This window comes from Agrobacterium sp. H141 (assembly GCF_057158725.1).
The window spans coordinates 2859600-2883186 of sequence record NZ_CM169893.1 but is presented as its reverse complement, the minus strand read 5'-3'; the positions used below and the strand labels follow the sequence as shown (position 1 = coordinate 2883186).

The following is a 23587-nucleotide window of genomic DNA, read 5'->3' as shown; positions in this document are numbered from 1 at the left end:
GCAATGGAAATCCGCAAATCTCGGTTACCAATGCCTTAACTGCTTGCGTCCGGTTAGCCGAGCATCGCCTTGAAAATCGTTCTATGGCCTATTTTTGAACAGGCCCGGCCATCCATTTGATGATGACCATAGCTGGCAGTATCCACAATACGCCGCTGAACAGAAAATAGAGAAAATGCATCCACCAGGGAGCCGTGGCGAGCAGCGCCGAGGCGATTGACACCGCAAGGACCGCATAGACAAGAACGAGGATGACGATGAGGATCGTACCAATCAGTTTGCGCAGTCGAACGGGCATGATTTCAAATTCCAAGGTGAACACAGGGCAGGGTGGTTGATCAAGATTGAGGGAGCGACCCCTTGCCGCAATCCATCAGGCCTTGTCTTCTAGCGGCACTTGCGCCAAATCAACAGCCATGCAGAAGGAATTTTCCATGGTCAACAGCGCAACGGTCGGCGAGCCGGCAATCATGAACGAGATCAACCGCAGTCGGAATAACCGGCGCGCGATACGGATCTGGCTCGGTATCGTCGTCTTCGCCCTGTTGTGCCTCGTTCTCGTTGGCGGCGCCACCCGCCTGACCAATTCCGGTCTTTCGATCACGGAATGGAAGCCGATCCACGGCGTTATACCGCCCTTGAGTGCGCAGGAATGGGAGGAGGAGTTCCAGCTTTATCAACGCATTCCCGAATATCAGCAGATCAACAAGGGAATGACGGTTGAGGACTTCAAGAGCATTTTCTGGTGGGAATGGGCGCACCGCCTGCTTGCCCGCTCGATCGGTGCCATCTTCGGTCTGCCATTGCTGTTCTTTTGGGTGACGGGACGAATAGAGCAACGCCTCAAATTGCCACTGTTGGGCATTTTCCTTCTGGGCGGATTTCAAGGCTTCGTCGGCTGGTGGATGGTATCGTCGGGCCTGTCTGTGCGCACAGATGTCAGTCAGTATCGGCTGGCAACCCATCTGGTGATCGCCTGCCTGATTTTCTCTGGCTGCATTTGGGTCATGCGCGGATTGTCGCCCCATGCCGGCGATCCTGCGCCAACGCGACATGCCGGTCGATGGGCAATGGCAATCGCAATACTCGCCTTGTTCCAGATTTATCTCGGCGCACTCGTGGCAGGGCTCGATGCAGGTTTCACCTACAACACATGGCCACTGATGGATGGCGCGCTTTTGCCCGGCGGCCTTTTCGTCCAGCAACCCTGGTGGATCAACCTGTTCGAAAATCCAAAGACAGTCCAGTTCATCCACCGTCTTGGCGCCTATGCGCTTTGGTTCGTGGTGCTGCTGAACATGATCTGGTGCTTGAGAGGCAATGCGGCGACGACCCATACCCGCCGCAGCATGCTGCTCTTCGCCCTGGTCACCGTGCAGGCCATGATCGGTATCGCGACACTTCTCATGCATGTGCCCCTGGACGTCGCGCTCACCCATCAAGGCGGAGCGCTGATCGTGCTGGGCTTTGCCATTGCCCATTGGCGCGCCTTTTCCGGCGAATATCCGCCCGAGGCCGCTGTCGAAGTGCGCAGTTGACCTCAGCCGAACCGGTATCCTGAATAGGGTTTGCCCAGAAACTCGCCCTTGAAGATGCGGTGTCCGCGATCAGAACCCGCGGCACCGGCTGCGACAAAGATGGGTACCAGATGGTCGTGGTCCGGTACATGGCACGCGAGGGCATCGGGGTTTTGCTCCCAGGATGACAGAAGCGCCGACCGCTCGACCACATCATCTTTCTCCACGGCATCGGTCAGCCAGTCATCAAAGCGGATTGCCTGTTTCTGGTGCTGGGCATCGTCGCTATAGAACATGCGCATGTTATGGTAGGTCATGCCCGAAGCGATAATGAGCACATCTTCGTCACGCAGCGGTTCAAGCGCGCGACCGATCGCCAGATGGGTTTCAGCGTCCAGGGTGTTCTTCATCGACAGCATCATGATCGGCACGTCGGCATCCGGATAGACCAGCATCATTGGAATAAAGACGCCGTGGTCAAAATTGCGCTCGGCGCTCTCACCGACGTCCATGCCGGCGGCCTCGATAAGCGTTTTGGCGCGTGCTGCCAGTTCCGGCGCGCCTGCGGCCGGATAGCTCAGCTCATAGGTCTCCGGCGGGAAGCCGCGATAGTCGTAAAGCATGCCGGGATGTTCCGCCGTGCTGACTGTCGGCACCGGCTCGTTTTCCCAGTGGCCGGAAATCATCAGGACGGCTTTTGGCCGACGACCGATCTGGTGATCGAGGCCGCGCAGAAAAGCGCCCAGATCCGCCCATGGCGTCTTGCCATCAGGGGCGGCTGGGAAATCCATGAACGGCCAGGGACCACCGCCATGGGGGATGAAAAGAACGGGGAATCTCTGGCTGTCGGACACGGTGCTTGCCTCGCTTTGCTGTTTCCCAAGATATAGCAACGCTGCGGGGCAACCACGATCCGGCATTGGGACGACATATTGTTCGCTGATCTTGAACGACTGGAGAATAGCAAGGTCTGAAAATAGCAACGCTGCGCTTGGATGGGCAGTGCGGTGTCGACTCCGCTGACGGCGATGTGCCAACGCGCGCACAGAGGCGGTATCTGAGTATCACTGCTGCGAAGGTCGATAGGTGCGAGCCGGAGCAACCCCTGGCTCAGGAAACCCCATCAAGTCATTCAGTACTTTTGAATTTGCGGCGCATTATCTGCGATGTCGTAATAATCGCCCTTGTCCTTGACAAAGATATGCTTGCCCACGTGAAGGCCGGTTGGGTGATCGAGGCAACCGGCAGCAATCCCGACCCCGTCTTCATCATTCATGCGATAGAATAGGCTGGAACCACACGTCTTGCAGAAGCCCCGCTTGGCGAAATCTGAAGATTTGTACCACGCAAGCCCCTGATCGTTGGTGAAATTCACTTGATCGTAGGGCGCGTGCGTTGATGCCCAAACATGGCCACTGGTACGGCGGCATTGACTGCAATGACATATCGTTACCGTTTCCCTCACAGCCTCGACTTCGAAACTGACCGAACCACAGTCGCATCTGCCCTTGATCATCCACCGTCTCCCTCATCAAATCTTCAACCGCATCGCTCAAGCGCGCGCAGATGAACTACATAGGACGAGTCGACAAAGGGTTCCAAGTAGACGCTAACTGTCGCCACTGCGCTCGAGAGCGGATTTGCCGGGCAGCAGGGCGTCAGGCCGTCAGCATCAGATCCATGTTCTGGACCGCCGCACCCGACGCGCCCTTGCCGAGATTGTCCAGCAGGGCAACCAGATTGACATGCGCACCGCCGGGCGTGCCGAACACGAACAGTTTCATCGTGTCCTGGCCCACCAGTTCTTCTGCGTCCACCCGTGGCATTGCGGCACTGTCTGCCAGAGGCACCACAGTGACGACGTCCTGGCCGGCATAATGTGCGACGAGCGCGGCATGGATGGTTTCCATGGACGCCCCATCCTTCAGATCGTCAAGGAACAGTGGAACCTGCACGATCATGCCCTGGGCAAAACGGCCGACCGAGGGCGAAAACAGCGGCGCGCGGTCGAGCTTGCCATGAACCGTCATCTCGGGCACATGCTTGTGCTTCAGCGTCTGGCCATACAGAAAATTGTTCGCGCTCAGATGATCCGGATGGTTCTTGTCTTCCATCTGCGCAATCATCGCCTTGCCGCCGCCGGTATAGCCCGAAACGGCATTCACGGAGACCGGATAATCGGCCGGTAGAATGCCGGCCATGCGCAGCGGCCGGATAAGGCCGATGGCGCCGGTAGGATAGCAACCGGGATTGGCGACACAACGCGCAGAACGAATCCTGGCGGCCTGATCCTTGTCCATTTCGGCAAAGCCGTAGGCCCAGTCTTCCGCCACACGGAACGCCGTCGAGGTATCGATCAACCGGATATTGTTGTTGCCGGCGACCATTGTCACAGCATCGCGCGAAGCATCGTCCGGCAGGCAGAGGATGGCAATATCCGCACTGTTCAGCAGATCTTCCCGCATGGCGGGATTGCGCCGCTCGGCTTCCGGGATCGACAGCAAGTCCACATCGCGACGACCGGCCATGCGGGTGCGGATCTGCAAGCCCGTGGTGCCGTGTTCGCCATCAATGAATATCTTCGCTGTCATGTTCAAAACTCCTGAGGTTGGCGCAGATGCGACAGGTTGCAGATATACCCGATATGTTTGGAGTTCAATATTGCGTAGACGGCTTTCAATTTGGATGATGGGAGTTGTATCGCCGCGATTATTGAGTGCAAAAATTGCGTTGCGCGTTGGTTTGTGAGTGCTTTTGTGCGACTTAGGTCCGACTTCGGCATCTATTTCAGCAGAATTAGAGGGGCCGACTATCTGTCAAACGTTCACGAGCATCGTCTTCAAAACATGCAATATAGAAATGAAATCGACGGTCTGCGGGCGGTTGCTGTCATATCGGTCATACTTTACCACGCTGGATTCCCAAGCATAAGCGGGGGGTATGTCGGCGTCGATATTTTCTTCGTTATCAGCGGCTACCTGATCACCGGAATTGTCCGACGCGAGATCGCCGAGGGTCGGTTTTCGTTCCAGCAGTTTTATATGCGCCGCGCGCGGCGTATCCTGCCAGCTCTTTTCCTCGTACTCGCAGCCACGATCCCGTTTGCCTGGATGTGGCTACTGCCGCATGCTTTCAGAGATTATTCCCAAAGCTTGCTGGCGTCAGTTCTGTCCTATGCCAACATCCACTTCTGGACCAAGAGTGGCTATTTCCAGTCCGAAGCCGAACTGGAGCCGCTGTTGCATATATGGAGCCTGGCAGTCGAAGAACAATTCTATTTGCTATTACCCGTGCTGCTTCTCCTTCTCTTTCGAACGGGCCGGGAGAGGGCTGTTCCGCTTGTCCTTTCTGTTTTGGCGGTGGCGAGCTTGATTTTGTGCGAAGTTTTGGTGCGGCAATATCCCGATGCAAATTTCTACCTATTGCCCAGCCGGATGTGGGAGCTTCTGGCCGGGAGCCTGTTGAGTCTACTTCCGGCGGCGGGCCGCAAGCGAAGAAATGGGGCGCTGGCTTTTTTGGGATTGTTTATGGTGGGTACTTCCATCTTACTGTTTGATTCCAATACACCTTTCCCTTCGGTGTTCGCTCTCCTGCCCGTCATTGGAACCTGCCTCATCTTGCACTTCGCCAAAGAGGGTACAGGCGCAGCATGGTTTCTACGCCGCAGTCCCTTGGTGTTCGTCGGACGTATCAGCTACAGCGCCTATCTCTGGCATCAGCCTGTCTTTGCCTTCGCCCGCATAAGGGCGCCGGAAGAACCCGGTGCGTGGATGATGAGCCTCCTGATCGGTTTGTCCATATGCCTTGCCAGCCTGTCATGGCGTTTTGTCGAGCAGCCATTTCGCCGTCGAGGCACCAGCATACGCCAACCTTCCAGCTACTTCCCTCTCGGGGCAGCATTAGTTGGAATAGGCCTTTGCCTTTTGGGTGTTCTCGGAAATACGAACCGAGGCTTCCCTTGGCGCTTGCCCCCGGACTTACAGGATTTCGAAAAGGAATACGCATTTAGCAAGAACTGTCTCGTGAACCGTAAAATGGCGATACCAGTATTTCCAAATAAAAAATGTATTTTCAACGAGAGCAATAAAAGAAAATACGTATTGTGGGGTGATTCTATTGCGTCCTCAATAGCGCCCGGCCTGGCAAATATGCTGAATGGTAAAGGTATTGCCTTGGAGCAGATGACGCTAGCCGGCTGCGCACCCATTGTAGATGTTGCTCAGCAGGATCCCAGTACTGCAAGAATGTGCCTTGAGTTCAACCGTCAGGTCCTGAGCCGAATTTCGTCTTCCGGCGCCGACACTGTGGTGCTGGTCGCTGCATGGAAAGGCCTTTTCCATAGCCAGAATTTCCTGATCGGGGACCAGATGGAGATTGTTAGGGATGACGACGGACGGCAAAGAGTTGTTGCCTTGCTCGACTCAACTATTCGACTCCTTCAGGAGCATGGATTGCATGTCGTGCTGGTCTATCCGACCCTTGTCGCAGAACGTTATATCACACAGGTCGTTGCAGGTTATCGCGTTCGTGGTATCGACGATTTGGATTTGACGCGGTCCGCCTCAGAATTTCGGGCAGAGGTTGCTTCGGTTGGCAGGCTTCTCGATTCCGCCGGCTCGCCATCTTTGACGCGAGTGGATCCGAACAAGGCTTATTGCGACGACCACCCGACAGGAGTTTGTTTTCTCGCAGCTGGCGGCAGACCGGTGTTGGCGGACCCCATTCATTTTTCACCTTTTGGCGCAAAGTTGGTCGCAAGCGCCATTATGCGACAGATGGGCTTTGACCTGCAGGAACCTGCTACGGAGCGGCTGCCCTTTGAAAGAGCGAGGTCACCTGGTGCGGGAGCGGACAATTTCTAACTTTTCGGTATCATGAAAAGACGACGAGGCTGGAAAATCGCTCTTCACCTCGCTGGAAGCCTTTTTGATCATCTCCCGCGTGCCAATCGCTCCGCATGCAGACCCAGCAAATACATGGCCACGGTCGAGCCGGCGATTGCGGTAATGTCGGCATGGTCATAGGCGGGCGCGACCTCGACGACGTCGCCGCCGCGGATGTCGAGTTGGCCAAGGCCGCGCAAGACCGACAGCATCTTCGCGCTGGATGGGCCGCCGGAGACGGGTGTGCCTGTGCCGGGCGCATAGGCCGGGTCGAGGCAGTCGATATCGAAGGTCACATAGGTCGGTAGTCCGCCTGTATGGCTGACGATAAGCGACGCGATGTCACCGGGCCGCATGTCTTCGACCTGGTGACCATACACGATGCGGATACCGCAATCTTCCGGCGCATGGGTGCGAATGCCGATCTGGATCGAGCGGTCGGGATTGATGATGCCGTCGCGCACGGCGCGCGCCACAAAGGAACCGTGATCGATCCGTTTGTCGTCGTCGAACCAGGTGTCCTGATGCGCGTCGAACTGCACCAGTGCCATCGGCCCGTGCTTGGCAGCATGCGCTTTTAGCACCGGCCATGTGACAAAATGATCGCCGCCCAAGGTCAGAAGGAAGTTGGCCGACGCGAGGATCATGGTTGCTTCCTCTTCAATCGTATCGGGCGTCTGCCAGTGATTGCCGTAATCGAGAAGGCAGTCGCCATAATCGATCGTCGGCATGGCTTCGAACAAATCACGCTCGAAGGGATATTGCGGGTCATTGTCCATGATGGCTGAGGCCCGCCGGATCGCCTGTGGGCCAAAGCGTGCACCCGGACGGTTGGAGGTCGCCGCATCGAACGGAATACCCCAGACAACCGCCTCCGCGCCTGTCAGGTCCTTGGTATATTTGCGGCGCATGAACGAAAGCGCCCCGGCATAGGTCGGATCTGTTGCAGCCGAGGTGAGTGAGGACGCAGTGAATGCGTGATCGATCGTCTTCGCCATGGTCTGGATCTCCCTGCTTTGCCGGACGGCCTAGAGCGTGGCGGCGATATTAGGGACGGCTGGCGCAAATTCCAGCAGTTTTTGCGATGCATTCACCGCATGTGCGGCCCCATAGGTCGGACCTGTAGGATTTGTGCCTGTCAGCAGGGGTTGCAGCGCAATCGAGGGCGCAAAGAAAAAGGCGGACCGAAGCCCGCCTTTGAAGTCTTGTTCTGAAATCCAGCGATTAACGCTTGGAGAACTGGAAGGACCGGCGGGCCTTGGCCTTGCCGTACTTCTTACGTTCAACAACGCGGCTGTCGCGGGTCAGGAAGCCACCCTTCTTCAGGACGGGGCGAAGGCCCGGCTCGAAGTAGGTCAGTGCCTTGGAGATGCCGTGACGAACAGCGCCAGCCTGGCCCGACAGACCGCCACCGGAAACGGTAGCAACGATGTCGAACTGGCCTTCGCGTGCCGAAGCAAGCAGAGGCTGCTGCAGGATCATCTGCAGAACCGGGCGTGCAAAGTAGGTTGCGAATTCGCGACCGTTCACGGTGATCTTGCCGGAGCCGGCCTTGACCCAAACGCGAGCAATGGCGTTTTTACGCTTGCCGGTGGCATAGGAACGGCCGAGATCGTCGACCTTACGGACGTGTGCCGGAGCTTCTTGAGCTTCGCCGGTCGCGCCGAGTTCCTTCAGGGAAGAGAGGTCAGCCATTATCAGGCGCTCCTTACGTTCTTTTTGCTCAGCTTCGCGACGTCGAGGACGGTCGGCTGCTGTGCTTCATGGGGATGGTTCGAACCAGCGTAAACGCGCAGGTTCTTCATCTGGCGACGACCGAGCGGGCCGCGTGGGACCATGCGCTCAACGGCCTTTTCGAGGACGCGCTCTGGAAAGCGGCCTTCGATGATGGCGCGCGCTGTGCGCTCCTTGATGCCGCCCGGATAGCCGGTGTGCCAGTAATATTTCTTGTCGTTGTATTTGTTGCCGGTCAGCACGACCTTCTCGGCATTGATAACGATGACATTGTCGCCGTCGTCAACGTGAGGTGTGTAGGTGGCCTTGTGCTTGCCGCGCAGGCGCATGGCAATGAGGGAGGCGAGGCGACCAACAACGAGGCCTTCGGCGTCGATGATGATCCACTTCTTCTCCACCTCTGCAGGCTTCTGAACGAAGGTAGACATGGTGATCACTTTCAGTTTGAACCCTTTCGGCCAAAGCCGTTCAGGCGTTTCTTGTTGCTTGAATTGCATGGTCTTTAGGAACACGCAAAATGTAGGCGGGCCTCAGGGCTCGCGAACTGGCCGGGTTATAGATGTGGCCATGATCTGCGTCAAGATAGCATTGAAGGCAGGGTGTCTCAAATTTGTAAATTAAAACAGAGGCTTAATTGTGCGGTATTTGGATACCGTAAAATTTATGGCCGAATTGGTTGTGTCATGGAGGTCGAAATGGCTTTGAGGCGCGTCGTTACGGGCTGAGTGGCTTCAGCGCGGCGGAATCGAATAGGTCGCGCTGGCATGTGCCAAGGGCTCGGTTGGCGTGCTCTGATAGAGCAGGGCGTCGATCACAGCCAGCCGTTTTCCAAGCTTCAACAGCCGGCAGTCGCAGAGCATTGGCGCCAGTTCGGGCTTTCGCAGAAAGTTGATGTTGAGATTGGTGGTGACGGCAAGGGCGACTGGTCCGATATGGGCGAGAACGGCGGCATAGGCTGCGACATCCGCCAGGGCAAACATCGATGGACCGGAAATCGTGCCACCGGGCCGCAGGTGCCGCTCTTTGGGGGTAAACTGCATTGTAACAGCACCCGGGCCGACAGAGACGACCGTAAAGGTTTTGCCATCGATATGCAGTTGCGGGAAGTCCGTTTCCAGAAAGGTATCGATTTCCTGCGCGGTCATCACTGGCTGCATTGTGTCTCATTCCCATGTCGCGTAAGCGGCGTGCCGCACCACTAGAATTGCTGACCGCTTTTATGGCAGGCTTTGGCTCTGCCGCAAATTGGTGAAAAGGAGAATGCCATGGCCGAAGTCGTTTCGTTCAAAAAAGAGGCTGACAAGGCAATGCAAGGCCCCGTCATTTCCAGTCTTGCCGATGGCATCCTTCGTCTTGTGCTGGACAATCCGCCTGCAAACGTCTTGTCCATTGCGGTGATGGAGGCGCTTCATGCCGAGCTGGATAGAGCCGCCGAAGATAAGGATGTCCGTGTTATTGTCATCGCATCGACCGGAAACCTGTTCTCGGCAGGTCACGATCTCAAGGAATTGACGGCGCATAGAACGGACCCTGACAACGGACGAGCGTTCTTTGACAAGACCATGCGGCTTTGCTCGGATCTCATGCTCAAGATCACCCATCTGCCAAAGCCGGTCATTGCCGAGGTCGATGGACTGGCAACAGCCGCAGGCTGTCAGCTGGTCGCTTCCTGCGATCTGGCCATCTGCACCGACACGGCGACCTTTTGTACGCCCGGGGTGAATATTGGTCTGTTCTGCTCCACGCCCATGGTCGCGCTGTCGCGTGCCGCTACGCGAAAGCAAGCAATGGAAATGCTGTTGACCGGCGAGACGATCGACGCGCAGAACGCCCGAGAATTTGGGCTCGTCAACCGCATCGTGCCGAAGCAGTATCTTGGTCAGGTGGTGCAAAAATATGCGACCATCATCGCCTCCAAATCTCCCCTCACTTTGAAGATCGGTAAGGAAGCCTTCTATCGCCAGGCAGAAATGCCAATCGAAGCGGCATACGATTATGCGGCAGGTGTGATGGTGGAGAACATGATGGTGCGAGATGCACAGGAAGGCATTTCAGCTGTTCTTGAAAAACGAGAACCGGAGTGGAAGGGCGAATAGCATCTACCGAGGTTTGCCTAGTGCCTGGATACGCGGCGGTTTTGAACATCTGGCAACTATTTGCATGCTGATATATGAAGCTTCCTGTTTCTCGCAATATGACCCGAAAGCTCCAGCCGCAACCATTAGATGCTACTAAGGTACGCGGAAACATTTGCAGATCAAAAAAAGAACATATAAAAATATCACGTCAATTTTGGGGAGGCGTAATGTCGCTTGATCATCGCATTTCTATCGTCACGCTGGGCGTGTCCGATGTCGCAAAAAGTACCGAATTTTACGAAAAGCTCGGCTGGAAACGCTCTTCCTCCTCGCAGGACAGCGTCACGTTCATTCAGTTGAAAGGCGTGGTGCTGGGACTCTTTTCACGCGCAGCCCTGGCTGAAGATGCTGGGGTGGAAAACACGCCCGCCGGCTTTTCCGGGGTGACATTGGCGCACAATGTTGCGAGCCCCAGAGGGGTGGATGCGGTGGTGAAATTCGTCGTTTCCTGCGGCGCCAAGCTTGTAAAGGCTCCTCAAAAGGTGTTTTGGGGCGGTTACTCGGGCTATGTATCCGATCCGGACGGTCACCTGTGGGAAATTGCCCACAATCCGTTCTTCCCCCAGGATGAATATGGACACGTCGTCTTGCCGGAATGAAGTCGTCTTGCCGGAATGAAACAGTCTGCGGCGCAGGGCTCCGGTAATTCGTTAAGAATTACCGGATATTCTGATGTTGGGACATTGTGAGACGGGCTTTCAAACCAGCCGGCTTTGCCGGGAGGAGGCTCTATGGACTATCTGCACCACACCGACACCGAAATTGCCGATATTCTCAGCACGGTGCGACACGTAGCGATTGTCGGCGCGTCGCTCAATGACGACAAGCCAAGCCATTGGGTCGCGGGATTTCTGCTCGGCAAGGGATATACGATCTATCCCGTCAACCCCGCCTATGCAGGCCAGACCTTGCTCGGACAAACGATCTATGCGCGGCTCTCCGACATTCCGGAGCATGTCGATATGATCGACGTATTCAGGCGCTCGGAGCACTTTGCTGGCGTCGTTGATGAGGTCTTGAAGCTTCCCGATTTGCCAAAGGCGATATGGGGCCAGCTTGGCGTTCGGGATGACAAGGCTGCGGAAAAGGCCGAAGCGGCCGGCATCAAGGTGATCATGGACCGCTCGCTCGTGTCTGAATATGCCATGGTCTATGGCCGGTCACACGGTCAGGCGGCCTGACAGCAATTCGCTTGGATGAGGATCAAAGCGAATTGTTGGGCACAACGAACAGCGGAAATGTCCGATCACGCTCGCGTGGTATGGGCTCGCATGCAAGCACCCGACAGCCGGGATCATCTTTTGTAGGAATGCGGGTCCATTCCGCATATTCGTTGCTGTCACAATAGCGGCTGTTTTTGACATAGCGGTCGTAAAGGGGCAGGCCCGCCACATTCTTTGACGGATATCTCAAAATGGCGGCCCCCTCTGAGCGCAAAATATCCCGTGCCTGCTCGCATGTCAGCGAAGGAGAATTATAGCGCGAGATCGCAAGCGCGGGGGCAGCGGCAGCGAGCGAGAAAACCGTCACGAGGGCGGCAAGCAGCGTCTTGTTCATCACACCATCCTTCTCAAAACGTTTCGATCGAACAACGCCGCTGCGGTTCAGGTGGTTCCTGCAGCGCGGTTGGGAGACCGCTTGTTTAGATGATAGGTCAGTGCACTCTTCAAGCATAGGGCAAGGGCCGTTTCAGGAAGCGGAACTGACATCGCAAGAACCAGTGCGCGGTTGCCCTCAAAACCGAAATCCTGCGGGAACTGCTGGCGAAACATCTCCACGAGAGACGTATTGCAGTTGAAGAACAACGCGCATGTGCCCGTCTGTGCCTTGGATGCGCCCAGACGGATTGTCGTGCCGCTCTTGCTTTTTTCGGTGAGATAAGCCGGTTCACCCCACTTCAGGGTCTCCGTCACAGGACCCACGCCTTGCGTATCTGCCGCCGCCTCAAAGATCATCGACCTGATCTCCAGCAGCCTTTGCTGAACCGGCTGAGGATGTCGTGAAAGCGCCTCTTTAATCTGCGTAGGTAAGGGAGGTGCGGCCATGGGCGTGTGTGTCCGGTCTCTGCTAGCCGTCATCATAGCGCTCTTCATCTGGCGGGCAATCCTCGGATGGGACGGTTCCCAGCCTCTTGGATTGACGGGAAAAGGCACTAGCTTTGTTTGAAGAGCGTCAACCGCTCATCAAAGATTTGGAGCAACGCAAATGAGCCATGACCGTTATGACGATGCAGAGATCGCTGCCGTTCTGAAGACTGTAAAGACGATCGCGGTCTTGGGGGCATCTCCCAATCCGGCGCGCCCGAGCAACGGCGTGATGCAATTCCTCATCTCCAAGGGGTACAAAGTCTTTCCGGTCAACCCCGGGCAGGCCGGCAAGGAAATCCACGGCCGGACTGTTTACGCATCGCTTGCCGATATTCCAGAACCAATTGACATGGTCGATGTTTTCCGCGCACCCGAACATCTGCCGGCAGTCGTAGACGAGGTCCTGAGCGTCGAGCCGCAGCCCAAATATCTGTGGGGCCAGCTTTCCGTGCGCAATGACGAGGCCGCCGCGACCGCAGAAGCCGCCGGAATGACGGTCATCATGGACCGCTGCCCAGCGATCGAATATCCCCGTCTGATCGGTTAGGTCGCTATTCTGCCAGAACGGTCGGTGTTGCGCGCAGCCAGTTCATGTTCTCTGCGTTGCAGCAATAGGACTGGAAGTTCTGCTGGATCGTATGGTCGTCGAGATCCTTGCGACAGGTCTGTTTGGCTGAGCAACTGGCGCATTCGACCTGCATGGCGCGGAATTGTTCGCGGTAGCGCAACTCCACTTCAACCGGATCGATGCCAAGCGCTTTCATCAGTCTTGGCATTTCGTCTGCCGCATGCGGTCCGGCCTTTGCCAGCTGGATCAACTGATCGGGACGAATGCCGCAATCTCCGGCAATGGCGCGGATGGTGTCGGTTCCCAGCGCCGCGAGCATTTCCGATTCACTCGCGCCTTCCCAGCCCTTTGCCATCCAGGAGATGAGTTGGGCGAAAATTCCATTTTTATGTTCATTGGCTGCAATGTTCATGGCCTACCTCCAGTGCTTTTGGAATGATTGGCCTCGAAAGATGATTGCGCATTGATCAGGATCAACCGCGCGACGCTTGCGGCTTTCGCCTATTCGCGATTAAGGTCGCGCCAAAGCTCGCGCGGGAGTGCCGCGAGCACAAAAGGGAGGTTTTCATGTCGAGCGACAATCCGGGTTTCTCAACGCTTTCTGTCCATGCCGGCGCTCAGCCTGATCCGGCAACGGGCGCGCGCGTCACGCCGATCTATCAGACGACGGCTTACGTCTTCAACGATTCCGATCATGCCGCGAACCTGTTCGCACTCAAGGAATTCGGCAATATCTATACCCGCATCATGAACCCCACGCAGGCTGTGCTGGAGGAGCGCGTTGCAGCCCTTGAGGGCGGTACGGCCGCGCTTGCCGTCGCGTCTGGCCATGCGGCCCAGCTGTTGATCTTCCACGCCATCATGCAGCCGGGCGAGAATTTCGTAGCAGCCAGAAAGCTTTACGGCGGATCGATCAACCAGTTCGGCAACGCCTTCAAGAGCTTTGGCTGGAATGTGCGTTGGGCAGATCCCGTCGATACGGCAAGCTTCGAGGGGCAGATCGACGACAAGACACGGGCAATCTTCATCGAGAGCCTAGCCAATCCCGGCGGCACCTTTGTCGATATTGAGGCCATTGCCGAGGTTGCGCGCAAACACGGCCTGCCGCTGATCGTGGACAATACCATGGCGAGCCCTTATCTCGTGCGTCCGCTGGAACACGGCGCTGATATCGTCGTGCATTCCGCCACCAAGTTCCTTGGGGGACACGGCAACTCCATGGGTGGCGTCATCGTCGATGGCGGCACGTTTGATTGGTCGAAATCCGGCCATTACCCGATGTTGTCAGAACCACGCCCCGAATATAACGGGCTGGTTCTTCATCAGACTTTCGGTAATTTCGCCTTTGCGATTGCCTGCCGCGTGCTGGGGCTCCGCGACCTTGGACCGGCTATCGCGCCCATGAACGCCTTCCTGTTGTTGACCGGTATCGAGACCTTGCCGCTTCGCATGCAGCGCCATTGCGAAAACGCGCTCAAGGTGGCGACATGGCTGAAGCAGCATGACAAGGTTGCCTGGGTCAGTTACCCGGGCCTGCCGGACGACCCCAACCACGCGCTGCAGCAGCGCTATTCGCCGAAGGGCGCCGGTGCCGTCTTCACCTTCGGCGTGACCGGCGGCTATGCCGCCGGCAAGGCCATGGTTGAAGGACTGCAGCTGTTCTCGCATCTGGCCAATATCGGCGACACCCGGTCGCTGGTGATTCACCCGGCCTCCACCACCCATGCCCAGCTCACGGAAGAGCAGCAGGTGGCCGCAGGGGCAGGGCCTGACGTGGTGCGCCTGTCGATCGGTATCGAGGATGCCGAGGATATCATCGGCGATCTCGAACAGTCGCTGTCAAAGGTCTGATTTCAAATTCGGGCGGCTCGTGTGGAGCCGCCCCAGCAACAGGATGTGGCATGGCCAACTATCTGCGTTTCGATCTCGACACGGTGGCCCCCGAAGAGGGCGCGCCGCCAGCTGAACGGATCATTTCCGGCGATCCGAAATTCCAGACATGGGATCTCGAAGAGGCTTCCGGGGGTATCTATGCCGGGGTCTGGCAGGCAACACCGGGAAAATGGCGGGTGTCCTACGACGAATGGGAATATTTCCACATTCTCGAAGGCCACTCCATTCTTGCCGAAGACGACGGAGAGATCATCCACCTGAAGGCCGGTGACCGCATGGTGCTGAGACCGGGCTTCAAGGGAACCTGGGAAGTCATTGAAACGACTCGCAAGGATTACGTCGTCCGCCTTTAACCGGCATCCTTTGTCAGGGCGTCGGCGATTGCTTGATGCTCTTTAGCCATGGCAGCATCTTCGGCTGTCATGGCCTTGTAGATTTGACGTTCGGTCATGCGCGCCACATAGGCCTTGATCGCCGGTCGTGGCGGAACGAGACCGAACATGACGGTCCAGGCGAGGGCGGTTCCCCAAAGGATATCCGCAGCAGTCAGCCGTTCGCCCAGCAGATGGGCCCCGGTGCTCAGCGTCGTCTCAATGAGATCGATCAGATCCTCATAGCGGCCGTAAGGCGTATCATTTGGCGTTTCCGGTATGAAACCTCTGTGTCGGTCAACGACCGCCGGCTCGAAGCAACTGCCATACATCGCAATCCAGCGCAGATAGCGGCCGCGGTCCGGATCGTCGAGGGCTGGCGTCAGCCCGGCTTGCGTAAACAGGTCTGCGAGATAGGTCACGATCGCCACCTGTTCGCTCACCAGCGTCCCGCCATGTCTGATGGCAGGCACCTTGCCCAAGGGATTGATGGCCAGATAGTCCGGCTGTCTTTGCTCGCCGATCTTCATGTTCAGCACATGCAGCGTGTAGGGCGCCTTCAGTTCTTCCAGAAGAATGCGCGTTCCGGTCGCCCGGGTCTGGGGAGAGTAATAGAGGGTAATGTCTTGCTGGGCGGTCATCGGATTTCCTTCGATTGCGGTTGAAGCGATGAACGCAGTTTGCGGCACCATACCTGTCAGCTTTTGTCAGGTTGTCATGATATAGCTCTCCAAACGGAGATTTTTTCGATGCGCGCCAGCCGCCTCATCAACATTCTCACGACACTGCAGGCCCGAGGTCTGGTAACGGCGGAGGTCCTTGCCGAGGAAAATGAGGTGTCGGTTCGCACAATCTACCGCGATATCGACGCGCTCTCGTTATCCGGTGTGCCAGTCTATAGCGAACGCGGGCCGGACGGCGGTTATCGTCTGCTCGATGGCTATCGCGTACGGTTGAACGGCATGACCACAGGCGAGGCCGAGGCCATGTTCCTGTCGGGATTGCCGGGGGCGGCGGCAGATCTCGGTCTGGGGTCCCTCATGGCTGGCGCTCAGAAGAAACTGTCAGCCGCACTGCCTGAGGACTTGCGCCAGAGTGCTGCGAGAATGCAATCGAAGTTTCATCTGGATGCACCGACATGGTTTGGCGAAAACGAGCAGCCGGTTCATCTTCAGGCCGTGGCCGATGCGGTGTGGAATGCCAAGCGCATCCGCATGCGATATCGTGCCTGGAAATCGGAGAAGACCCGGGAGGCAGAGCCGCTGGGCATCGTTTTGAAGGGCGGAGCATGGTATCTGGCGGCCCGGGTCGACGGTGACGTGCGCACTTACCGCGTCTCCCGTATTCTCGATCTTGTCGTTGAAGATGTGCGCTTCGATAGGCCTGACGACTTCAATCTTGCGCAATATTGGACAGACAATACGCAGCGCCTGGAACAGGAACTCCATCCCGAGTGGGCGACCTTAAGGGTTTCGGCTTGGGGCATGATGATGCTTCGACACACCAGCGCAAGCTATGTGCGGCAGCATCTGGAGGTTTTGGAGGCGGCCGATGACCAGGGTTGGACCACTATTCGCCTGCCTGTCGCCGCCGGGCGCCATGCCGTTTCCGACCTTCTGCGGCTGTCTACCGAGGTGGAGGTCATTGAGCCGCTAAGTCTCAGAGACGCGATGCGTTTGGCAGTCGATACAATTTCCCGTCGATATGCGGTCACAGCCATGGCAGCGGACGCGTAACAGTCTCCATCAGGCCGCTACCAGGTAAGGTCGAGGCGTTCCAGTCCGTGGAAGTGGTAGACATCCTTGACCTCAGGCGGCGATGCGATGCGCAGGCCCGGCAGTCTTTCAAACAGGATCGGCAGCGCGATGTTGAGCTCCAGCCGTGCGAGAGGCGCACCGATACAGAAGTGTATGCCGGCGCCAAAGGAGAGGTTCGGCGCCTCCTGGCGACCCGGTTGGAAGGCGAGAGGATCGGAAAATTTGGCTGGATCCAGATTGGCGGCCGCCAGGATCAGCCCCACCTTGTCGCCGCGCTTGAAGGATGCCCCGTCGATCTCCACTGGCTCGAGGCACCAGCGCTGGAAGATATGGACGGGTGCACAGATCCGCAGCGTTTCTTCCACGGTCCGCTCTTTGGTCTTCTCATCGGCGAAAAGGCTAGAGGGCTCGCGGCCGCTCTCCAGAATGATGCGCACCGAATTGCCGATCTGGTGCACGGTGGCCTCGTGGCCGGCATTGAGCAGGACGATGGTGGTCGACACCAGTTCGTCGTCGGTCAGAAACTGTCCTTTGTGCTCGGTGTGGATCATGTGGCTCAGAAGATCGTCGCGCGGATCGGCCCGGCGCTTGGCGATCATCTCGCGCACATATTCGGAAAATTCCTTTGCCGATCGGTCGGCGGCCTCTTCGTCGTCACGGGAGCGCTTGAACATGTACATGCCGACATAGTCATGGCTCCATTTCAGGAGCTGCGGCCCCATCTCTTCCGGAATGCCGATCATGCGGGCAATCATCGTCACCGGAATGATGTCGGCAAAGGAGGAAAGCAGTTCAGTCTCGCCATCCTTTTCGAACCGGTCGATCAGCCGGTGGCACAGATCTGCGATCTCCGACGTCATTTTTTCCACATGGCGGGAGACAAAGGCGCGATTTACCAGCGTTCTGAGCCGTGTATGTTCCGGGGGCTCCAGCTCCAGCAGGGAATGTTCCTCCGCCTTGTCGAAGTTGACCGTGTGAGCAAGAGGCTCTGGAAGTGCCAGGTCTTCGCGGCTGGCCACATGCAGGATCTGCCGGCCAAACCGGCGATCGCGCAACAAGGCGTTCACATGGTCATAGCCGATGAAGAACCACATCTTCTGCTCTGCCCAGTAAAAGGTTGGGCAGGCGTCATGCAGTGCCGCATAGGCCGCATTCGGATTGCCAAAGAAAGCAGGGTCTCTGGCATCAAGGCTGACACGGCGGGTATCGCGATCGATCGCAAGAAATGGGAAATGGGACATGGCCTCTGTCTAGCCAATCCAAACGGCCCGTCAAGCAGCAGATTGGCCGCAGTTGCCGGTTCTGGCGCAGGCTGTTGACGGCTGGTTTACCATGACGACCTCGAAAACTGTGGAGGTCCACAAAAGGTAAGCCACACTTAAGGCAAAACTGTAATAAGCGAAAATGACGTTATGGGCACTTGTCCGAACAAGCGGCGTGTTTACCTTATCGACGACGGTGTCTTGAAGTACAGGGGCCCGGCACTCTATGTAGGGTTGACATATTTTCGACGATGATTCCCGCCGCGCTCCCGTGTTGGGGAAGGAAGTAATGAAGGACGGACATGAGAAATCCAGTTGATACCGCCATGGCATTGGTTCCCATGGTTGTTGAACAGACCAACCGCGGCGAACGGTCTTACGATATCTATTCGCGCCTCCTCAAGGAACGCATCATCTTCCTGACTGGTCCTGTTGAGGATCATATGGCTTCGCTGGTCTGCGCCCAGCTGCTGTTCCTTGAAGCGGAAAATCCGAAAAAAGAAATCGCAATCTATATCAATTCGCCAGGCGGCGTCGTGACAGCCGGCATGGCTATTTACGATACCATGCAGTTCATTCGCCCCGCCGTTTCGACACTGTGCGTCGGTCAGGCTGCATCCATGGGCTCGCTTCTGCTGGCAGCCGGCGAAAAGGGTATGCGTTTTGCCACTCCGAACGCCCGCATCATGGTTCACCAGCCGTCCGGCGGGTTCCAGGGACAGGCATCCGATATCGAGCGTCATGCTCAGGATATCCTGAAAATGAAGCGCCGTTTGAACGAGGTCTATGTCAAGCACACAGGCCGTACATACGAAGAAGTTGATAAGACGCTCGACCGTGACCATTTCATGGAAGCGGCTGATGCCCAGAAATGGGGCATTGTCGACAAAATTATGACCTCCCGCCTCGAAATCGAGGGTGCTGCACCGGCCTCGTAAGGGCCGGTGATCCCGGCTTTTGGGTGATATTACTCAATGTGAACAGGTCGGGGGTTCCAAGAGACGACAAAGACGTTATTAGTTGTCATTAAGGCTATGTTGAAATTTTATGACATAGCTTGCGATTTGGAGGGGTTTTCGTTGCCTCCGGTTCGTGTAGGTGAATGTTGGAACCGGATGTACCCCCGTCAAAGTCGATGCGATCCGGAATCGCTGCAAAGGCTGTGGCCCGGGTGGAGTAAGTGGACCGCGAAGTCCTGACGGGCAGCGGCGTGCTGGAAGGAAGAAGACATGAGCAAAGTCAGCGGTAGCAACGGCGGTGACTCCAAGAATACCCTCTATTGCTCTTTTTGCGGAAAGAGCCAGCACGAAGTCCGGAAGCTGATTGCCGGGCCGACTGTTTTCATCTGCGATGAATGCGTCGAATTGTGCATGGACATCATCCGCGAGGAGAATAAGTCTTCGATGGTCAAATCGCGGGACGGTGTGCCGACCCCGCAGGACATCATCAAGACGCTCGACGAATATGTTATCGGTCAGCGCCAGGCGAAGAAGATTCTGTCGGTTGCTGTGCATAACCATTACAAGCGGCTCTCACACTCCTCAAAGGGCGGTGATATCGAGCTTGCGAAATCCAACATCCTGCTCGTTGGCCCGACCGGCTGTGGCAAGACCTATCTTGCCCAGACATTGGCGCGCATCATCGATGTGCCCTTCACAATGGCCGATGCCACCACGCTGACCGAAGCCGGTTACGTCGGTGAGGATGTCGAAAACATCATCCTGAAGCTTCTGCAGTCTGCGGATTACAACGTCGAGCGCGCCCAGCGCGGCATCGTCTATATCGATGAAATCGACAAGATCTCCCGCAAGTCGGACAATCCTTCGATCACCCGCGACGTGTCGGGCGAGGGTGTTCAGCAGGCGCTTCTGAAGATCATGGAAGGCACGGTTGCCTCCGTTCCGCCGCAGGGTGGTCGCAAGCATCCGCAGCAGGAATTCCTGCAGGTCGATACCGCGAATATCCTGTTCATCTGCGGCGGTGCCTTTGCCGGCCTCGACAAGATCATCTCGGACCGTGGTGAAAAGACATCGATCGGCTTTAGTGCAGCTGTTGCCGCACCCGATGACCGTCGTGTCGGCCACGTGCTGCGTGACCTTGAGCCTGAAGATCTGGTGAAGTTCGGACTTATCCCCGAATTCATCGGCCGTCTGCCGGTTCTGGCAACGCTCGAAGACCTTGACGAGGACGCTCTGATCCAGATCTTGTCGGAGCCGAAGAACGCTTTGGTGAAGCAGTATCAGCGCCTGTTCGAGATGGAAGATGTGGAACTGACATTCCACGAAGACGCATTGCGCGAAATTGCCCGCAAGGCGATCATCCGCAAGACCGGTGCCCGTGGTCTTCGCTCGATCATGGAAAAGATCCTGCTCGACACCATGTTCGAACTGCCGGAATTGGAAGGCGTGCGCGAAGTCGTCATCTCCGACGAAGTCGTCAACGGCAATTCTCGTCCGCTCTACATCTATGCAGACCGCAAGGAAGAGAAGGCCAACGCTTCGGCTTGATCTACCTGAACTGAATTTGCGAAAGAGCCCGCTCCGGCGGGCTTTTTTGTGCCTTGCCGGCTCAACAGCATGGAAAACATCGAGTTTTACACACTGCGTCTATTTCCCTAGCGTAAGGCTTGGGGTAGGTCTTTGGCGTGGTTGTGTGGTCCGGAAAGATTCGCCTGTCGAATTTTCTTTGTCGGCGAAAGATATCGCTCCAGCCCCGCATTAGTTTCGCGTTCTATAGCTTTATGTTGCGTTCCCTTGTCCGCGTCCGTCACAAATTAGGGGAGCGGCAGCGGTCAGGCTTGAATTAGCGGCTCCGGCACTCCATTTCTGCCGGGACAGAAGAATACGCATGCAGCCCTTTGGGGTAGCGGCGAAAGCGCCTGGTAACAGGCCGTTTGAAAGGAAATGCAATGACCGATGAAACGTCTGGCGCAGGCCAAACCAATATCTATCCGATATTGCCTCTGCGTGACATTGTGGTTTTCCCCCACATGATTGTTCCCCTGTTCGTCGGCCGCGAGAAGTCCATCCGTGCGCTTGAAGAAGTCATGGGGTCCGACAAGCAGATCATGCTCGCAACCCAGATGAGCGCCGGTGATGATGATCCGGCTTCCGATGCGATCTTCGAGATCGGCACGGTTGCAAATGTACTGCAGCTGCTGAAGCTGCCCGATGGCACAGTAAAGGTCCTGATCGAAGGCCGTGCCCGTGCCAGGGTCGAAGCCTATACCGACCGCGAGGATTTTTATGAGGCAACGGCTGTCCTGCTCGACGAGCCGGAAGAAGATGCTGTTGAAATTGAGGCTCTGTCGCGCTCTGTCGTGTCCGAGTTCGAGAACTATGTGAAGCTCAACAAGAAGATTTCTCCGGAAGTCGTCGGAGCTGCGAGCCAGATCGAGGACTATTCCAAGCTGGCCGATACGGTTGCCTCGCATCTGTCGATCAAGATCACCGAAAAGCAGGAAATGCTGGAAACGGTGAGCGTGAAGGGTCGTCTGGAAAAGGCGCTCGGCTTCATGGAAGGCGAAATTTCCGTCCTTCAGGTCGAGAAGCGCATCCGTTCGCGCGTCAAGCGCCAGATGGAGAAGACCCAGCGCGAATACTACCTCAACGAACAGATGAAGGCGATCCAGAAGGAACTCGGCGACGGCGAAGACGGTCGTGACGAGATGGCCGAGCTGGAAGACCGCATTTCCAAGACCAAGTTCACCAAGGAGGCCAAGGAAAAGGCCGAAGCCGAGCTGAAGAAGCTGCGCAACATGAGCCCAATGTCTGCAGAGGCAACGGTCGTGCGCAATTATCTCGACTGGCTGCTGTGCCTGCCCTGGGGAAAGAAGTCCAAGGTCAAGGTCGACCTCAACGCGGCTGAACAGGTTCTCGATGAGGATCACTTCGGTCTCGACAAGGTCAAGGAGCGGATCGTCGAATATCTCGCCGTTCAGGCCCGCCAGAAGAAGTTGAAGGGTCCGATCCTTTGCCTCGTTGGACCTCCCGGCGTCGGCAAGACATCGCTTGCCAAGTCGATCGCCAAGGCGACCGGTCGCGAATATGTTCGCATGGCGCTCGGTGGCGTTCGTGACGAGGCTGAAATCCGTGGTCACCGTCGCACCTATATCGGCTCGATGCCTGGCAAGGTCATTCAGTCGATGAAGAAGGCCAAGAAGGCCAACCCGCTGTTCCTGCTCGATGAGATCGACAAGCTGGGTCAGGACTATCGCGGCGATCCGTCTTCGGCTCTGCTTGAGGTGCTCGATCCGGAACAGAACTCGACATTCATGGATCACTACCTGGAAGTCGAATACGATCTGTCCGACATCATGTTCATCACCACGGCCAACACGCTGAACATTCCAGGCCCGTTGATGGACCGCATGGAGATCATCCGCATCGCCGGTTACACCGAAGATGAAAAGCGCGAGATCGCCAAGCGTCACCTTCTGCCGAAGGCAATCAAGGAGCATGCGCTTCGCCCCGAGGAGTTCTCGGTCAGCGACGATGCCCTGATGGCTGTCATTCAGCAGTATACCCGCGAAGCCGGTGTACGCTCCTTCGAACGCGAACTGATGAAGCTCGCCCGTAAGGCCGTGACCGAAATCATCAAGGGTAAGGTGAAGTCGGTTTCGGTCACAGCTGCCAACATCCACGATTACCTCGGTGTTCCGCGCTTCCGTCACGGTGAAGCTGAGGGCGAGGATCAGGTTGGTATCGTCACCGGTCTTGCATGGACAGAGGTTGGCGGCGAGCTGCTGACAATCGAAGGCGTCATGATGCCGGGTAAAGGTCGTATGACTGTGACCGGTAACCTGAAGGACGTCATGAAGGAATCGATCTCGGCTGCGGCGTCTTACGTCCGCTCGCGCGCTGTCGATTTCGGCATTGAGCCTCCGCGCTTCGACAAGTCGGACATACACGTGCACGTTCCAGAAGGTGCAACGCCGAAGGACGGTCCGTCTGCCGGTATCGCCATGGCAACCGCCATCGTGTCCATCATGACCGGTATTCCGGTGTCGAAGGATATCGCGATGACAGGGGAAGTGACCTTGCGCGGTCGCGTGCTGCCGATCGGCGGCCTGAAGGAAAAGCTGCTTGCGGCCCTTCGCGGCGGCATCAAGAAGGTTCTGATCCCGGAAGAAAATGCCAAGGATCTGGCTGACATTCCGGACAATGTGAAGAACAATCTTGAGATCGTTCCCGTGTCCCGCATGGGCGAGGTGATTGAGCACGCATTGCTGCGCGTTCCGGAGCCGATCGAATGGGATGCAAGCCTTCAAACGCCCGCCGTTACAACGGCTGACGGGGCCGAAGAAGGTGGCGCTTCAGTGGCACACTGAGGCTTAATTGCCGCATTCTTGCCAAATTGGCACATTCCCAATGAAAAG

Annotated in this window: 25 protein-coding genes; 12 read left to right on the top strand and 13 right to left on the bottom strand. The window is 56.9% G+C overall.

Translation table 11 applies throughout. The features are described 5' to 3' along the window. Positions 1-88: 88 nt before the first annotated feature. On the bottom strand, positions 89-298 hold the full coding sequence (locus ACWPM9_RS13345; protein ID WP_428185094.1) for a DUF2842 domain-containing protein: 210 nt from the start codon (positions 296-298) through the stop codon (positions 89-91). A 136-nt stretch (positions 299-434) separates the two neighbouring features. Between ACWPM9_RS13345 and ACWPM9_RS13340 the strand changes: the two genes are divergently transcribed. Then, on the top strand, positions 435-1538 hold the full coding sequence (locus tag ACWPM9_RS13340) for a COX15/CtaA family protein (RefSeq protein WP_484757653.1): 1104 nt from the start codon (positions 435-437) through the stop codon (positions 1536-1538). A gap of 2 nt (positions 1539-1540) precedes the next feature. On the opposite strand, the gene ACWPM9_RS13335 is transcribed toward ACWPM9_RS13340, so the two are convergent. The 3 genes from ACWPM9_RS13335 to argC all read right to left on the bottom strand — a co-directional run bounded on the left by ACWPM9_RS13335 (position 1541) and on the right by argC (position 4108). Next, complete coding sequence (locus ACWPM9_RS13335; protein WP_484755435.1) at positions 1541-2371, bottom strand: DODA-type extradiol aromatic ring-opening family dioxygenase; 831 nt, start codon at positions 2369-2371, stop codon at positions 1541-1543. Positions 2372-2649: 278 nt separating this feature from the next. After that, positions 2650-3033: a GFA family protein gene (locus tag ACWPM9_RS13330; RefSeq protein ID WP_484755434.1), complete on the bottom strand. Its 384-nt coding sequence runs from the start codon at positions 3031-3033 to the stop codon at positions 2650-2652. A gap of 142 nt (positions 3034-3175) precedes the next feature. After that, positions 3176-4108 (bottom strand): N-acetyl-gamma-glutamyl-phosphate reductase, encoded by a 933-nt coding sequence (gene argC / locus ACWPM9_RS13325; RefSeq protein ID WP_484755433.1) that lies wholly within the window; start codon positions 4106-4108, stop codon positions 3176-3178. Positions 4109-4363: 255 nt separating this feature from the next. Here argC and ACWPM9_RS13320 point away from each other — a divergent pair, with 255 nt between their 5' ends. Then, a complete protein-coding gene (locus ACWPM9_RS13320; RefSeq protein ID WP_484755432.1) occupies positions 4364-6379 on the top strand; it encodes an acyltransferase family protein in 2016 nt (671 codons plus the stop codon). A gap of 68 nt (positions 6380-6447) precedes the next feature. On the opposite strand, the gene speB is transcribed toward ACWPM9_RS13320, so the two are convergent. The 4 genes from speB to ACWPM9_RS13300 all read right to left on the bottom strand — a co-directional run bounded on the left by speB (position 6448) and on the right by ACWPM9_RS13300 (position 9291). Further along, positions 6448-7398 carry an agmatinase gene (gene speB / locus ACWPM9_RS13315; RefSeq protein WP_484755431.1) on the bottom strand — a complete coding sequence of 317 codons (951 nt, stop codon included), beginning with the start codon at positions 7396-7398 and terminating at the stop codon, positions 6448-6450. 226 nt (positions 7399-7624) lie between these two features. Continuing rightward, on the bottom strand, positions 7625-8095 hold the full coding sequence (rpsI, locus tag ACWPM9_RS13310; protein WP_428185088.1) for a 30S ribosomal protein S9: 471 nt from the start codon (positions 8093-8095) through the stop codon (positions 7625-7627). Between the two features lie 2 nt (positions 8096-8097). Continuing rightward, positions 8098-8562 carry a 50S ribosomal protein L13 gene (gene rplM / locus ACWPM9_RS13305; RefSeq protein WP_428185087.1) on the bottom strand — a complete coding sequence of 155 codons (465 nt, stop codon included), beginning with the start codon at positions 8560-8562 and terminating at the stop codon, positions 8098-8100. 303 nt (positions 8563-8865) lie between these two features. Continuing rightward, positions 8866-9291: a PaaI family thioesterase gene (locus tag ACWPM9_RS13300; protein ID WP_484755430.1), complete on the bottom strand. Its 426-nt coding sequence runs from the start codon at positions 9289-9291 to the stop codon at positions 8866-8868. A gap of 108 nt (positions 9292-9399) precedes the next feature. Between ACWPM9_RS13300 and ACWPM9_RS13295 the strand changes: the two genes are divergently transcribed. The 3 genes from ACWPM9_RS13295 (at position 9400) to ACWPM9_RS13285 (ending at position 11453) form a co-directional block, all read left to right on the top strand. Beyond that, the gene (locus ACWPM9_RS13295; RefSeq protein ID WP_484755429.1) at positions 9400-10230 is read left to right on the top strand and encodes an enoyl-CoA hydratase; all 831 of its coding nucleotides are present in this window, start codon (positions 9400-9402) and stop codon (positions 10228-10230) included. Positions 10231-10439: 209 nt separating this feature from the next. Further along, positions 10440-10871, top strand: coding sequence for a VOC family protein (locus ACWPM9_RS13290; protein ID WP_428185084.1), 432 nt, complete (start codon positions 10440-10442; stop codon positions 10869-10871). Positions 10872-11003: 132 nt separating this feature from the next. Continuing rightward, the gene (locus ACWPM9_RS13285) at positions 11004-11453 is read left to right on the top strand and encodes a CoA-binding protein (RefSeq protein WP_428185083.1); all 450 of its coding nucleotides are present in this window, start codon (positions 11004-11006) and stop codon (positions 11451-11453) included. 22 nt (positions 11454-11475) lie between these two features. On the opposite strand, the gene ACWPM9_RS13280 is transcribed toward ACWPM9_RS13285, so the two are convergent. Both ACWPM9_RS13280 and ACWPM9_RS13275 read right to left on the bottom strand, forming a co-directional pair. Further along, positions 11476-11829, bottom strand: a complete 354-nt coding sequence (locus ACWPM9_RS13280; protein WP_484755428.1) for a hypothetical protein — start codon at positions 11827-11829, stop codon at positions 11476-11478. A 47-nt stretch (positions 11830-11876) separates the two neighbouring features. Beyond that, a complete protein-coding gene (locus ACWPM9_RS13275) occupies positions 11877-12227 on the bottom strand; it encodes a DUF1801 domain-containing protein (RefSeq protein WP_484755427.1) in 351 nt (116 codons plus the stop codon). A gap of 250 nt (positions 12228-12477) precedes the next feature. On the opposite strand from ACWPM9_RS13275, the gene ACWPM9_RS13270 reads away from it, so the two are divergent. Then, on the top strand, positions 12478-12906 hold the full coding sequence (locus ACWPM9_RS13270; RefSeq protein WP_428185080.1) for a CoA-binding protein: 429 nt from the start codon (positions 12478-12480) through the stop codon (positions 12904-12906). 4 nt (positions 12907-12910) lie between these two features. Here the strand turns inward: ACWPM9_RS13270 and ACWPM9_RS13265 are convergent, their stop codons facing one another. Beyond that, positions 12911-13339, bottom strand: a complete 429-nt coding sequence (locus ACWPM9_RS13265; protein ID WP_428185079.1) for a DUF6455 family protein — start codon at positions 13337-13339, stop codon at positions 12911-12913. Positions 13340-13494: 155 nt separating this feature from the next. On the opposite strand from ACWPM9_RS13265, the gene ACWPM9_RS13260 reads away from it, so the two are divergent. Both ACWPM9_RS13260 and ACWPM9_RS13255 read left to right on the top strand, forming a co-directional pair. Continuing rightward, on the top strand, positions 13495-14778 hold the full coding sequence (locus tag ACWPM9_RS13260; RefSeq protein WP_484755426.1) for an O-acetylhomoserine aminocarboxypropyltransferase: 1284 nt from the start codon (positions 13495-13497) through the stop codon (positions 14776-14778). 50 nt (positions 14779-14828) lie between these two features. Beyond that, positions 14829-15173, top strand: a complete 345-nt coding sequence (locus tag ACWPM9_RS13255) for a cupin domain-containing protein (protein ID WP_428185077.1) — start codon at positions 14829-14831, stop codon at positions 15171-15173. Here the strand turns inward: ACWPM9_RS13255 and ACWPM9_RS13250 are convergent. Continuing rightward, positions 15170-15832, bottom strand: coding sequence for a glutathione S-transferase family protein (locus ACWPM9_RS13250; protein WP_484755425.1), 663 nt, complete (start codon positions 15830-15832; stop codon positions 15170-15172). The two genes, ACWPM9_RS13255 and ACWPM9_RS13250, sit on opposite strands and share 4 nt — an antisense overlap. Positions 15833-15940: 108 nt before the next feature. On the opposite strand from ACWPM9_RS13250, the gene ACWPM9_RS13245 reads away from it, so the two are divergent. Then, positions 15941-16927, top strand: a complete 987-nt coding sequence (locus ACWPM9_RS13245; protein ID WP_484755424.1) for a helix-turn-helix transcriptional regulator — start codon at positions 15941-15943, stop codon at positions 16925-16927. 17 nt (positions 16928-16944) lie between these two features. Here the strand turns inward: ACWPM9_RS13245 and ACWPM9_RS13240 are convergent, their stop codons facing one another. After that, positions 16945-18189 carry a cytochrome P450 gene (locus ACWPM9_RS13240; protein ID WP_484755423.1) on the bottom strand — a complete coding sequence of 415 codons (1245 nt, stop codon included), beginning with the start codon at positions 18187-18189 and terminating at the stop codon, positions 16945-16947. Positions 18190-18512: 323 nt separating this feature from the next. On the opposite strand from ACWPM9_RS13240, the gene clpP reads away from it, so the two are divergent. The 3 genes from clpP to lon all read left to right on the top strand — a co-directional run bounded on the left by clpP (position 18513) and on the right by lon (position 23539). Further along, positions 18513-19148, top strand: coding sequence for an ATP-dependent Clp endopeptidase proteolytic subunit ClpP (gene clpP / locus ACWPM9_RS13235; protein ID WP_428185073.1), 636 nt, complete (start codon positions 18513-18515; stop codon positions 19146-19148). A gap of 291 nt (positions 19149-19439) precedes the next feature. After that, positions 19440-20717, top strand: a complete 1278-nt coding sequence (clpX, locus tag ACWPM9_RS13230) for an ATP-dependent Clp protease ATP-binding subunit ClpX (protein ID WP_428185072.1) — start codon at positions 19440-19442, stop codon at positions 20715-20717. Positions 20718-21118: 401 nt separating this feature from the next. Then, positions 21119-23539, top strand: coding sequence for an endopeptidase La (gene lon / locus ACWPM9_RS13225; RefSeq protein ID WP_428185071.1), 2421 nt, complete (start codon positions 21119-21121; stop codon positions 23537-23539). Positions 23540-23587 lie beyond the last annotated feature (48 nt).